General features: G+C 72.1%; 12 protein-coding genes. 10 read left to right on the forward strand and 2 right to left on the reverse strand.

Features of this window, described 5'->3' with window-relative positions:
• From GRC12_RS34085 to GRC12_RS34105, 5 genes are all read left to right on the forward strand, one after another.
• Positions 1–235, forward strand: a 235-nt coding sequence (locus GRC12_RS34085) for a biotin/lipoyl-containing protein (RefSeq protein WP_208783697.1), incomplete at its 5' end; no start/stop codon positions are given.
• A 5-nt stretch (positions 236–240) separates the two neighbouring features.
• The gene (locus GRC12_RS34090) at positions 241–1,371 is read left to right on the forward strand and encodes an acyl-CoA dehydrogenase family protein (RefSeq protein ID WP_208783699.1); all 1,131 of its coding nucleotides are present in this window, start codon (positions 241–243) and stop codon (positions 1,369–1,371) included.
• 17 nt (positions 1,372–1,388) lie between these two features.
• Positions 1,389–2,966 (forward strand): 4-coumarate--CoA ligase family protein, encoded by a 1,578-nt coding sequence (locus GRC12_RS34095; RefSeq protein ID WP_208783701.1) that lies wholly within the window; start codon positions 1,389–1,391, stop codon positions 2,964–2,966.
• A complete protein-coding gene (locus GRC12_RS34100) occupies positions 2,963–3,697 on the forward strand; it encodes an enoyl-CoA hydratase family protein (protein WP_208783703.1) in 735 nt (244 codons plus the stop codon). Before GRC12_RS34095 ends, GRC12_RS34100 begins: the two co-directional genes overlap by 4 nt.
• Complete coding sequence (locus GRC12_RS34105) at positions 3,685–4,302, forward strand: TetR/AcrR family transcriptional regulator (protein WP_208783705.1); 618 nt, start codon at positions 3,685–3,687, stop codon at positions 4,300–4,302. The genes GRC12_RS34100 and GRC12_RS34105 overlap by 13 nt, the downstream gene beginning before the upstream one ends.
• A gap of 12 nt (positions 4,303–4,314) precedes the next feature.
• Here the strand turns inward: GRC12_RS34105 and pdxH are convergent, their stop codons facing one another.
• A complete protein-coding gene (pdxH, locus tag GRC12_RS34110; protein ID WP_244374211.1) occupies positions 4,315–4,944 on the reverse strand; it encodes a pyridoxamine 5'-phosphate oxidase in 630 nt (209 codons plus the stop codon).
• 321 nt (positions 4,945–5,265) lie between these two features.
• Here pdxH and GRC12_RS34115 point away from each other — a divergent pair, with 321 nt between their 5' ends.
• The 3 genes from GRC12_RS34115 to GRC12_RS34125 all read left to right on the forward strand — a co-directional run bounded on the left by GRC12_RS34115 (position 5,266) and on the right by GRC12_RS34125 (position 9,063).
• Positions 5,266–6,366: a citrate synthase 2 gene (locus tag GRC12_RS34115; protein WP_208783709.1), complete on the forward strand. Its 1,101-nt coding sequence runs from the start codon at positions 5,266–5,268 to the stop codon at positions 6,364–6,366.
• Positions 6,367–6,685: 319 nt separating this feature from the next.
• Complete coding sequence (locus tag GRC12_RS34120; RefSeq protein WP_208783712.1) at positions 6,686–7,519, forward strand: GNAT family N-acetyltransferase; 834 nt, start codon at positions 6,686–6,688, stop codon at positions 7,517–7,519.
• 137 nt (positions 7,520–7,656) lie between these two features.
• Complete coding sequence (locus tag GRC12_RS34125; RefSeq protein ID WP_208783714.1) at positions 7,657–9,063, forward strand: PAS domain-containing protein; 1,407 nt, start codon at positions 7,657–7,659, stop codon at positions 9,061–9,063.
• Positions 9,064–9,141: 78 nt separating this feature from the next.
• Here the strand turns inward: GRC12_RS34125 and GRC12_RS34130 are convergent, their stop codons facing one another.
• The gene (locus GRC12_RS34130) at positions 9,142–9,897 is read right to left on the reverse strand and encodes an SIS domain-containing protein (protein ID WP_208783716.1); all 756 of its coding nucleotides are present in this window, start codon (positions 9,895–9,897) and stop codon (positions 9,142–9,144) included.
• Positions 9,898–10,125: 228 nt separating this feature from the next.
• Between GRC12_RS34130 and GRC12_RS34135 the strand changes: the two genes are divergently transcribed.
• Positions 10,126–10,818, forward strand: a complete 693-nt coding sequence (locus GRC12_RS34135; RefSeq protein ID WP_054216870.1) for a metal-dependent transcriptional regulator — start codon at positions 10,126–10,128, stop codon at positions 10,816–10,818.
• A gap of 635 nt (positions 10,819–11,453) precedes the next feature.
• A partial coding sequence (locus GRC12_RS34140; protein ID WP_208783718.1) for an alpha/beta fold hydrolase occupies positions 11,454–12,286 on the forward strand: 833 nt, incomplete at its 3' end.

Raw genomic sequence — 12,286 nt, forward strand, 5'->3', positions numbered from 1 at the left:
GCACGCCCCCGGCTCCCTCCTGGCCCCCATGCCGGGAACGGTCGTGAAGGTGGCCGAGGGACTGGCCGTGGGAGCCGCCGTACGGGCCGGAGAGGCCCTTCTGTGGCTGGAGGCGATGAAGATGCAGCACAAGATCGCGGCACCCGTCACGGGGAGGCTCAGCGCCCTCCACGTGACCACCGGCCGGCAGGTGGAGGTCGGCGCGCTGCTGGCCGTCGTGGAGGAGGAGCAGTGAGCGTCATGATCGAGACCGAGGAACACAAGGCCCTGCGAGCCGCCGTCGCCGCCCTGGGCAAGCGTCACGGGCGGGACTACGTCCGCGAGGACCTCTGGTCCGAGGCGGCCAAACTCGGCTACCTCGGCGTCAACCTCCCCGAGGAGTACGGGGGCGGAGGCGGCGGGATCGCCGAACTCTCCATCGTCCTGGAAGAACTCGGCGCCGCCGGCTGCCCGTTGCTGATGATGGTCGTCTCCCCGGCGATCTGCGGCACGGTGATCGCCCGCTTCGGCACGGACGCCCAGAAACGCGCCTGGCTCCCCGCCCTCGCCGACGGCACCCGCACCATGGCCTTCGGCATCACCGAACCCGACGCCGGCTCCAACTCCCACCGCATCACCACCACCGCCCGCCGCGACCCCGACACCGGCGACTGGCTGCTCACCGGCCGCAAGGTCTTCATCTCCGGCGTCGACATAGCCGACGCGACCCTCATCGTCGGGCGCACGGAGGACTCCCGCACCGGCCGCCTCAAGCCCTGCCTCTTCATCGTCCCGCGCGACGCCGAGGGCTTCACCCGACGGCAGATCGACATGGAACTCCAGGCCGCGGAGAAGCAGTTCGAACTGGTCCTGGACGACGTACGGCTGCCCGCCGACGCCCTGGTCGGCGACGAGGACGCCGGTCTCCTGCAGCTGTTCGCCGGTCTCAACCCCGAGCGGATCATGACGGCCGCCTTCGCGATCGGCATGGGCCGCTACGCCCTCGGGCGCGCCGTCGAGTACGCGCGCGACCGCGCCGTCTGGAACACCCCCATCGGCGCCCACCAGGCGATCGCCCACCCCCTCGCCCAGGCCCACATCGACCTCGAACTCGCCCGCCTGATGATGCAGAAAGCAGCGCACCTCTACGACGCCGGGGACGACGTCGGCGCGGGCGAGGCGGCGAACATGGCGAAGTACGCGGCGGGGGAGGCGTGCGTGCGGGCGGTCGACCAGGCCGTGCACACCCTCGGCGGCAACGGCCTCACCCGGGAATTCGGGCTCGCCTCGTTGATAACCGCCTCGCGCGTAGCTCGTATTGCTCCGGTGAGCCGGGAGATGATTCTCAACTACGTCTCCCACCAGACCCTGGGCCTGCCCAAGTCGTACTAGTCGTACCAGGAGGAACCGTGTTCCGCAGCGAGTACGCCGACGTGGCGGCCGTCGACCTGCCCATCCACGACGCGGTGCTGGGCCGGGCCGCCGCATACGGTGACGCTCCCGCCCTGATCGACGGGACCGACGGCACCACCCTCACGTACGAACAACTCGACCGCTTCCACCGTCGCGTCGCGGCCGGACTCGCCGAGGCCGGCGTCCGCAAGGGCGACGTACTCGCCCTGCACAGCCCCAACACCATCGCCTTCCCGACCGCCTTCTACGCCGCCACGCGCGCGGGTGCCTCCGTCACCACCGTGCACCCGCTCGCCACGCCCGAGGAGTTCGCCAAGCAGCTCACGGACTCGGCGGCCCGCTGGATCGTCACCGTCTCCCCGCTGCTGCAGGCCGCGCGCCGGGCGGCCGAACTCGCGGGCGGAGTACGGGAGATCTTCGTCTGCGACAGCGCGCCCGGCCACCGCTCCCTCATCGACATGCTGTCCTCCACCGCCCCCGAACCGGCCGTCGACATCGACCCCGCCGAGGACGTCGCCGCCCTGCCCTACTCCTCCGGGACGACCGGCATCCCCAAGGGCGTGATGCTCACCCACCGGCAGATCGCCACCAACCTCGCCCAACTCGAGTCCGTCATGCCGGCCGGACCCGGCGAGCGCATCCTCGCCGTCCTGCCGTTCTTCCACATCTACGGCCTGACCGCCCTCATGAACGCGCCCCTGCGGCTCGGCGCCACCGTCGTCGTCCTGCCCCGCTTCGAGCTCGACACCTTCCTCGCCGCCATCCAGAACCACCGCATCACCGGCCTGTACGTCGCCCCGCCGATCGTCCTCGCCCTCGCCAAACACCCCGCGGTCGAGCAGTACGACCTGTCGTCGCTGAAGTACATCCTCAGCGCCGCCGCCCCCCTGGACGCCCAGCTCGCTGCGGCCTGCTCCCGGCGGCTCGGCCTGCCGCCCGTCGGCCAGGCGTACGGCATGACGGAACTGTCCCCCGGCACCCACGTCGTCCCCCGCGAGGCCATGCGGGACGCCCCGCCCGGCACCGTCGGCAAGCTCATCGCCGGCACCGAGATGCGGATCGTCTCCCTCGACGACCCCGACAAGGACCTCGGCGTCGGCGAGTCCGGCGAGATCCTCATCCGCGGCCCCCAGGTCATGAAGGGCTACCTGGGCCGCCCCGACGCCACCGCCGCCATGATCGACGCCGACGGCTGGCTGCACACCGGCGACGTCGGCCATGTGGACGAGGGCGGCTGGCTGTTCGTCGTGGACCGGGTCAAGGAACTCATCAAGTACAAGGGCTTCCAGGTGGCCCCCGCCGAACTCGAGGCCCTGCTGCTCACCCACCCCGGCATCGCCGACGCCGCCGTCATCGGCGTCTACAACGACGACAACAACGAGGTCCCACACGCCTTCGTGGTCCGCCAGCCCACCGCCACCGACCTCTCGGAGGGCGAGGTGATGATGTACGTCGCCGAACGCGTCGCCCCCTACAAGCGCGTCCGCCGGGTCACCTTCATCGACGGCGTCCCCCGGGCCGCCAGCGGCAAGATCCTCCGCCGGCAGCTGCGGGAACCCAGGGAGCGCGCATGACGTTGATCGGACGTACCCGCGCGCGGGGCGTCGAGAGCCTCAGCCTCGACTCCACCGCCAACCGCAACGCGCTCTCCGCCGCCCTGGTCGGCGAACTCGCCGGCGCGCTCACCGACTGCGCCAAGGACAGCGACGTCCGCGCGGTCGTCCTCACCCACACCGGCAACACCTTCTGCGCGGGCGCCGACCTGCGCGACCCGCCGCCCCCGGACGCCCTCGTCGGGCTGCTGCGGCAGATCGTCGAACTGCGCAGACCGGTCGTCGCCCGGGTCACCGGACACGTCCGCGCCGGCGGCCTCGGACTGCTGGCCGCCTGCGACATCGCGGCCGCCTCCACCGACTCCACGTTCGCCTTCACCGAGGTCCGCATCGGCGTGGCCCCCGCCGTCATCTCCCTGCCGGTCCTGCCCCGCACCGACCCGCGCGCCATCGCCCGCTACTACCTCACCGGCGAACGCCTCGACGCCGCCGAGGCCGCCCGTATCGGCCTGCTCACGGCCGCCGGGGACGACGTGGACGCCGTACTCGAACCCGTCCTCGACGGCCTGCGCCGGGCCGCGCCCCAAGGACTGGCCGAGACGAAGGCACTGCTCACGGCCAGGGTCCTGGAGGCCTTCGACCGGGACGCGGCCGACCTCACCGCGCTCTCCGCCCGGCTCTTCGCCTCCCCGCAGGCCCGCGAGGGCATGACGGCCTTTCTGGAACGACGGGATCCCCTATGGGTGCTGTGACCACCGACCAGCGTGAGGAACGAGCCGAGCGCGTGCCCAAGCAGGACCGCAGCCGGGCCACCCGGCAACGGCTCCTGGAAGCCGCCGTGGCCTGCCTCGCCGAACACGGCTGGGCCGGCTCCACGGTCACCGTCGTCGCCGAACGCGCCGGCGTCTCCCGGGGCGCCGCCCAGCACCACTTCCCCACCCGTGAGGACCTGTTCACGGCGGCCGTGGAGTACGTCGCCGAGGAACGCTCCACCGCCCTGCGTGCCCTGTTCCCCCAGGGCGCGGCGGACCGCCGGGTCGTCGTGGCCGCCCTCGTCGACCTCTACACCGGCCCTCTCTTCCGCGCCGCCCTCCACCTCTGGGTCGCCGCCTCCAACGAGGACCAACTCCGCCCCCGCGTGACCGAGTTGGAATCCCACGTCGGCCGCGAGACCCACCGCATCGCGATCGACCTCCTGAACGCCGACGAATCCCGCCCCGGCGTCCGCGAAACCGTCCAGGGCCTGCTGGACATGGCCCGAGGCCTCGGCCTCGCGAACCTCCTGACGGACGACACGGGGCGGCGGGAGCGGGTGGTGGGGCAGTGGGCGGAGATCCTGGACGGGGTCCTCGGCTAAGGACTTCCCCGGCTAAGGGCTGAGCCGTTCCACGCGCCAGCCTCCGTCCGGCTCCGCCACGTAGCGCAGCCGGTCGTGCAGGCGGTTCTCGCGGCCCTGCCAGAACTCCACCGTCTCCGGGGCCACCCGGAAGCCGCCCCAGTTCGGGGGCACGGGCACCTGCTCGCCCTCCGGGTAGCGGGCCGCGAGTTCGGCGTAGGAGGCGTCGAGTTCGGCGCGGGAGGGGATCACGCTGGACTGGGCGCTGGCCCAGGCGCCGAGCTGGGAGCCGTGCGGGCGGCTGCGGAAGTAGGCGGCGGTCTCGTCGCGGCCGGTGCGGCGGGCGACGCCGCCGACGATGACCTGGCGGGCCATGGGGTGCCAGGGGAAGAGCAGCGAGACGTAGGGGTTCTCGGCGAGGTCGCGGCCCTTGCGGGAGTCGTAGTTGGTGTAGAAGACGAAGCCCCGCTCGTCGAACCCCTTCAGCAGCACGGTCCGCGAGCTGGGGCGGCCCTGGGCGTTCGCCGTGGAGACGATCATGGCGTTCGGCTCGAAGAGATGGGCCTCGGTCGCGGCCTGCGCGAACCAGTGCGCGAACTGTTCCACGGGCGTGGCGGCCAGCTCGGACTCGGCGAGGCCCTCGGCCCGGTACTGCTTGCGCATCGCGGCGGGATCGAGGGGGACGGCGTCTCGGTCGGTCACGCGGTCATCTTGCCGTACATACGAGTGCCGCGACGAAGCGCCTCCGTGGCACGGACGCGGCCACCGAGGCGGCACCGAGGCCCCCCAACGAGGTGGCACTGAGTGCCGTGAACCCTCCCCAAAAATGGCACTCGGAGATATCGTGCTGATGCCGTTCCGGTTGAACGACCAACCGCGCGGGGCATCACCAGGGTGGTCGCCAGGACCCCGAGTCGCACGAGCCGACCGGGGATCCGACAGGCCGAGCCGCCATTGAGCCGTACACACACGAGGAGCCGCCTGATGTCCGACTTCGTACCCGGACTCGAGGGAGTCGTCGCGTTCGAGACGGAGATCGCCGAACCGGACAAGGAGGGCGGCGCCCTGCGGTACCGGGGCGTCGACATCGAGGACCTGGTCGGTCACGTCTCGTTCGGCAATGTCTGGGGGCTGCTGGTCGACGGCGCCTTCAATCCCGGTCTGCCGCCCGCCGAGCCGTTCCCGATCCCCGTGCACTCCGGTGACATCCGGGTGGACGTCCAGTCGGCGCTCGCCATGCTGGCGCCCGTGTGGGGTCTCAAACCCCTCCTTGACATCGACGCCGCCGAGGCCCGCGAGGACCTGGCCCGGGCCGCCGTCATGGCGTTGTCGTACGTCGCCCAGTCGGCGCGCGGCCAGGGCCTGCCGATGGTGCCACAGCGGGAGATCGACAAGGCGCAGTCCATCACCGAGCGGTTCATGATCCGCTGGCGGGGCGAGCCGGACCCGAAGCACGTCGCCGCCGTCGACGCCTACTGGACCTCCGCCGCCGAGCACGGCATGAACGCGTCCACGTTCACGGCCCGGGTGATCGCCTCCACCGGCGCCGACGTCGCGGCGGCCCTCTCGGGCGCCGTGGGAGCGATGTCGGGCCCCCTGCACGGCGGTGCGCCCTCCCGGGTGCTGCACATGATCGAGGAGATCGAGCGGACCGGGGACGCGGAGGCCTACGTCAAGCAGGCGCTCGACAACGGCGAGCGGCTCATGGGCTTCGGGCACCGCGTGTACCGCGCCGAGGATCCCCGCGCGCGCGTGCTGCGCCGTACCGCCCGCGAACTGGGCGCGCCACGCTTCGAGATCGCCGAGGCCCTGGAGAAGGCGGCCCTCGCGGAGCTCCACGCCCGCCGGCCGGACCGGGTGCTGGCGACCAACGTCGAGTTCTGGGCGGCGATCGTCCTGGACTTCGCCGAGGTCCCGGCGCACATGTTCACGTCGATGTTCACGTGCGCGCGGACGGCCGGCTGGTCGGCGCACATCCTGGAGCAGAAGCGGACGGGCCGGCTGGTGCGGCCGTCGGCACGCTACGTGGGCCCGGCGGCCCGCGGCCCGCGCGAGATCGAGGGCTACGACAGCATCGCCCACTGAGGGGGCCGGAAACGCAGACGACCCGCGAGCTCTGGTCCCTCCGCCTCAGCGAAGGAGCCGGCCGGACGTACCGGCGAGCTCGCGGGTCGGGTGACTGCTTGGGATTGGGCCGGCTGCACGTTTCGCTCACGTGCTGGTCCGGCACCGCACTCGGTGTGGTGGCGAGCCGCTAGCCCGCAGTCACCTCACGCGTCCGGTATTCATACATCTGCCGAACCACCTCCCTTCTCGTGTGCTCCACACCCTAAGAACGGCTCGGCTCTCGATCAACCGTTTTTTTCCTAAGACGGATCCGGGCGGCTCGCATAGCGTTCGGCGCATGACGGAGCAGCATGCGGAGCGGCGCGCGATTCTCAGTGGTTCGGTGTTCGAGGAGCGGATCGGGTATGCGCGGGCCGTGGTGGACGGGGACTGGGTGCATGTGTCCGGGACCACCGGGTTCGACTACGCGGCCATGACGATCTCCGAGGACGTCGTCGAGCAGGCCGAGCAGTGTCTGCGCAATATCGGGGACGCGCTGGGGCGGGCCGGGTGTGGGTTCGAGGACGTTGTTCGGGTGCGTTATCTGTTGCCGGAGCGGGAGGACTTCGAGCCGTGCTGGCCCGTGCTGCGCCGGGTCTTCGGTGAGGTGCGGCCGGCGGCGACGATGATGGTGTGCGGGCTGGCCGACCCCCGGATGCGGATCGAGGTCGAGGTGTACGCGCGGCGCAGGACGCTGCGGGTCGAGGCCGTGCACGGGGAGGACATGCTGGAGGAGTGGCGGTACGTGCACAACGCCGTCGTGCCGCCCGCCGCCATGTCCCTGGACGATGCGCGGGGGCGGCTCGGGCGTTATCGGATGGAGAACGCGTATCTCGGGGACGTTCTCGTGGGCTGCTCCACCGTGCGGCCGCCGGAGGGGGAGGGCGCGGTGGCGACCGTCATCGCGCGCGTGCTGCCCGAGTACCGGGGGCGCGGCTTCGGGACCGCGCTGTACGAGAGGGGGCTCACGCACGCGCGTGTGCTGGGCGCGCGAGGCGTGGAGACGTGCGTGCTGGCGGCCAACGAGGACGGGCTGCGGTTCGCCGAGCGGCGCGGGTTCGTCGAGGTGGAGCGGTATGTGCTCGACGGGGAGAGCGATCTCTGGGTTGATCTTCGGCTGGGTCAGGGGTGATGGTGGAGGGGAGTGGCCGGCAACGATTCTCTCAATCTTGGGGAACTCGGTGTGTGCTGCGTCACGTTCCAGTTAGATGATTGCGAGTGAGCGAACCGACGCGCCGTACCTGCGGACGCAGCTGGCAGGGGGTCCAGGTGAGTGCTTCCCGGCGTAGTGGGACCACCGATGAGCTGGGGCCGGACGAGCCCGAGCGGGCCGGCCCCGTGGGCCCCGACGGCTCGGATCTGCTCGCCGCGCTGCTCGACGGGATGGACGCGGCGCTGTGCGCCTTCGACGCGGACGGGGTCGTGACCCACTGGAACCGCGAGGCCGAGCGGATCCTGGGCTGGACCGCGGCCGAGGCGGTGGGCCGGCACGGATTCGCGGGCTGGGCCGTGCGGGAGGCCGACGCGGAGGAGGTCGAGGGGCGGCTGATGTCCGCCATGCAGGCCCCCGGGCGGCAGGTGCACGAGTTCGCGTTGCTGACCAAGGACGGCGGGCGGGTGCTCGTACGGACCCAGTCGGCCGCAGTACGAGGGCCGGACGGGAAGCCCGCCGGGGTGTACTGCGCCTTCAGCGAGGTGCACACGCAGATCGATCTGGAGCGGTCGATCGCGCTGAGCGAGGCGCTGTTCGAGGACGCCAGCTGGGGTGTCGTGCTCGTCGACGCGGATCTGCGGCCGGCGGTGGTCAACGCCCATGCGGCGCGGGCGCTGGGCATCGGGCGTACGTCCGCTCTGGGGCGGCCGCTCGGGGAGCTGCTCGCGCAGGGTGTCGAGGAGCTGGAGAGCGCGTTCACGCACGTCCTGGCGGAGGGTGCGCCGCCCGCGCCGGCCGAGATCTGGGTGAGCGTGCGCACTGCGGAGGGTGAGCAGCGGCGGTGCTGGCGGTGCGGGTTCGTACGGCTGGCCTCACCGCTCGCCGAGGAGCCGGTGCCGCTCGGGGTGGGGTGGCTCTTCCAGGACGTGACCGAGGGCAAGCAGGGCGAGCAGGAGGCGGCGCTGCTGCGGTTCAGGTCCATCCAGTTGCACCGGGCGGCGCGGGCGGCCGCCGAGTGCGAGGATCCGCGGGAGGCGGCGACGGTCCATCTCGACTTCGCGCTCGCCGGGTTCGCCGATCACGCGCTGATCGACCGGGTGGCCGGTGGCGCGGTGGTCGACGCGGCGGCGGAGGGGCCGGTCCGGCTGGTACGGGTCGCCGCCACGCCGTCCGGTGGGCCGGGGCCGAGTCTGCTCACCGGGAAGGCGGGGCTGCCCGTGCGGTACGGGCAGGGGCATCCGGCGTTGCAGTGCGTGGAGCGGGCCGGGTCGGTGCGGGCGAGCGTGGGAGCGGTCGGCGGTGAGCAGGCGCGGGAGTGGGCCGTGGCCCGGCAGTGGCCCGCGGACGTGGTGCACGCGTTGTGCGCGGTGTTGCGCAGTCGGGGGCGGACGTTGGGAGTGGTGACGTTTCTGCGGGGGAGCGGGCGGAGCCAGTTCGAGCGGGCCGACGCCGTGTACGCGGAGGACGTGGCCGTCCGGATCGCCGCCGCGCTGGACCTGGCCGGGGTTGTGGACGCGGGCTAGACGGCTCCAAACGACCAGGCGGTTCCAAACGACCAGGCGGCTCCAAACGGCCAAGCGGCTTCAAGCGGCCAAGCGGCCCTAGCGCCGGTAGAAGATGCGGTCCGCGTACTCGGTCATCACCCTGCCGTTCCAGTCGTGGCCGCCGCCCACGTTGCCCGACCTCAGCAGCGGCGGCTCGATGCCCCGCTCCGCCAGACACCCCGCCGCCGTCGCCATCACCGCCTGCATGATCGCGCTGGTGACGACCGTGGAGGCGGGGGCGAAGGGGGCCGGGACGGTGTCCAGGGTGAGGGTCGCGTCCCCGACGGCGATCTTTGAGTCCAGGACGATGTCGCAGTGGTCCTTGAGGTAGGTGCCCGAGGCGTGGCGGGAGCGCGTCTCCGTCGTGTACGCCACGGACGTGAGGCCGATGACCTTCACGCCGAGGGCGCGGGCTTTCATGGCCATCTCCACGGGGAGCGCGTTGCGGCCGGAGAGGGAGATGATGACCAGGGCGTCGCCCGCGCGGAGCGGGGAGGTGTCCAGGACGGCGCTCGCGAGTCCGTCGACGCGCTCCAGGGCGGAGCCGAGCGTGGCGGGCATGACGTCGACGCCGACGACGCCGGGCACGGCGAGGAGGTTCATCAGGGCGAGCCCGCCGGCGCGGTAGACGACGTCCTGGGCGGGCAGCGAGGAGTGGCCTGCGCCGAAGGCGAAGAGGCGGCCCCCGTCGGCGACGGTGTCGGCGAGCAGCGTGCCCGCCGCCGTGACGGCCTCCGCCTCCTCGTCCCGGACCCGTCGCAGAAGCTCGATCGCGGCGTCGAAGAACTGGTCGGCCAGTGTGGCGTCGCTCATGCGGGTCCCTTTCGGGGCGGGTGGGGGCGGCTGTGTCGCGGATCACCGTGCGGTCTGGACCACTGCCGTGTCAATACGGTGGTGCAGGACCCTTGGCCGAGGGCGTGGGGCCCCGCGTTTCCTCGGCACGGCACGGTTGTCAGTGGTATGCGTCAGAATTGAGTCCAGGGCCAGCGCACGCGCCGGGAAGCTGCTCGTGCTTCCGGCAGATCTCATCGAGGGGCACGTATGTCCGGACTGATCGACACCACGGAGATGTATCTCCGCACCATCCTCGAGCTGGAGGAGGAAGGTGTGGTCCCCATGCGTGCCCGGATCGCCGAGCGGCTCGACCAGAGCGGGCCGACCGTGAGCCAGACGGTGGCGCGGATGGAGCGGGACGGCCTGGTCGCCGTGGCCGCCGACCGGCACCTGGAGCTGACGGACGAGGGCCGTCGCCTCGCCACGCGCGTGATGCGCAAGCACCGGCTCGCGGAGTGTCTGCTGGTCGACGTGATCGGCCTGGAGTGGGAGCAGGTGCACGCGGAGGCGTGCCGCTGGGAGCACGTGATGAGCGAGGCCGTCGAGCGCCGCGTGCTGGAGCTGCTCAGGCATCCGACGGAGTCGCCGTACGGGAACCCGATCCCGGGCCTGGAGGAGCTGGGCGAGAAGGACGGCGCGGACCCGTTCCTGGACGAGGGCATGGTGTCGCTGGCGGATCTGGACCCGGGGTCGGACGGGAAGACGGTCGTGGTGCGCCGTATCGGTGAGCCGATCCAGACGGACGCGCAGCTGATGTACACGCTGCGGCGCGCGGGTGTGCAGCCCGGCTCGGTCGTCAGCGTGACGGAGTCGGCGGGCGGTGTGCTGGTGGGCAGCGGCGGCGAGGCCGCGGAGCTGGAGGCGGACGTCGCCTCCCACGTCTTCGTCGCCAAGCGCTGACGCGTGCGGCCGCTGACGGCGTGCGGCTGCTGACGGTGTTCGGCCGCTGACGGTGTCCGGCCGTCACGGTGTTTGGCCGCCCACGGTGTCCGGCCGCTGACGGCTTCCGGTACCGGTGTGATGGAAGGGGTGTCGTGCCGGTCCGCGGCGGGGTGAGGTCACGGCCCGGAATCTGTGCGCCGAAATCGGAGCGCTCGGCCGGATCGCGTGCCAGGCTGTCGCGTGAGGCATATGACCGAGGGGGGAGAGGGATGTGCCGCGGACGTGTGGATGGCCCCGGCGCCTTGTGGCGCCGGGGCCTGTCCTCCCCTGTGCTGACCCGGAGCCCCGAGCTCTCAGGGTCATTCCCCTCGGACCGGTTTCCCCGAGCGGTCCGCCTCCCGCTGAAGATCTCCCCTCGGTGGCGGCGATCATTCCTTGAGCGTGGTCACTCGAACGAGGGGTGTTGTCCGGCGAGACGGCATTTTCGAATACGCATTCGATAGCCTGGGAGTGACGGGGGACAGCCTGGGAGTGACGGGGGACGCGGAATCCGCGCTTCAGGAGTGAGTGCACGGCAACGGCAGGACACGGTTCACAGGACCGGCCGGCTCGAGCGGGAGCGGTCCGAGCGGAGCTAGGGGGGTGCCAGGACCATGGCGCGACGCATCGACGTGACCGGGGCGGGCGGCGTACGCCTCGCGGCATGGGAGTTCGGCGACCCGCCCAAGACGGACCCGGCCCGGACCGACCCGGACAGGACCGACCCGGACAGGACCAACCCGGCCGGGACCGACCCGTCCGGCCTCGTGCCCGGACAGGCGGGACCGCCGGACCGGGCGGCGCCGCACGCCGACCAGGAGCGCGCGCACGGGGTGCTGTTACTGCACGGCCTGATGGGCCGCGCCTCGCACTGGGCGTCCACCGCCCGCTGGCTCTCCGAGCGGCACCGGGCCGTCGCGCTCGACCAGCGGGGACACGGCCAGAGCGACAAGCCCCCACAGGCCGCGTTCACCCGTGAGGCATACGTCGAGGACGCGGAGGCCGCCCTCGAACAGCTCGGCCTCGCCCCGGCCGTCCTCATCGGCCACGCCATGGGCGCGCTGACCGCCTGGCAGCTCGCCGCGAAGCGTCCCGAGCTGGTGCGGGGCCTGGTCATCTGCGACATGCGGGCCTCCGCCCTCGGCGCCGCCTCGCAGCGGGAATGGGCGGACTGGTTCCGGGCGTGGCCCGTCCCCTTCGCCACGCTCGCGGACGTACGCAAGTGGTTCGGTGAGGACGATCCCTGGGTGGAGCGGCCGAATCCGGCGCGCGGGGAGTTCTACGCCGAGGTGATGCACGAGTCCGCCGACGGCTGGCGGCCGGTCTTCGAACCCGAGCAGATGCTGAAGTCCCGGGAGACCTGGGTGTACGACGCGCACTGGGAGGAGCTCACCCAGGTGCGCTGCCCGGCGCTGGTGGTGCGGGGGCTCGACGGGGAGCTGGGGCG

The organism is Streptomyces griseorubiginosus (assembly GCF_017614965.1).
Classification (GTDB): Bacteria; Actinomycetota; Actinomycetes; order Streptomycetales; family Streptomycetaceae; genus Streptomyces; species Streptomyces griseorubiginosus_B.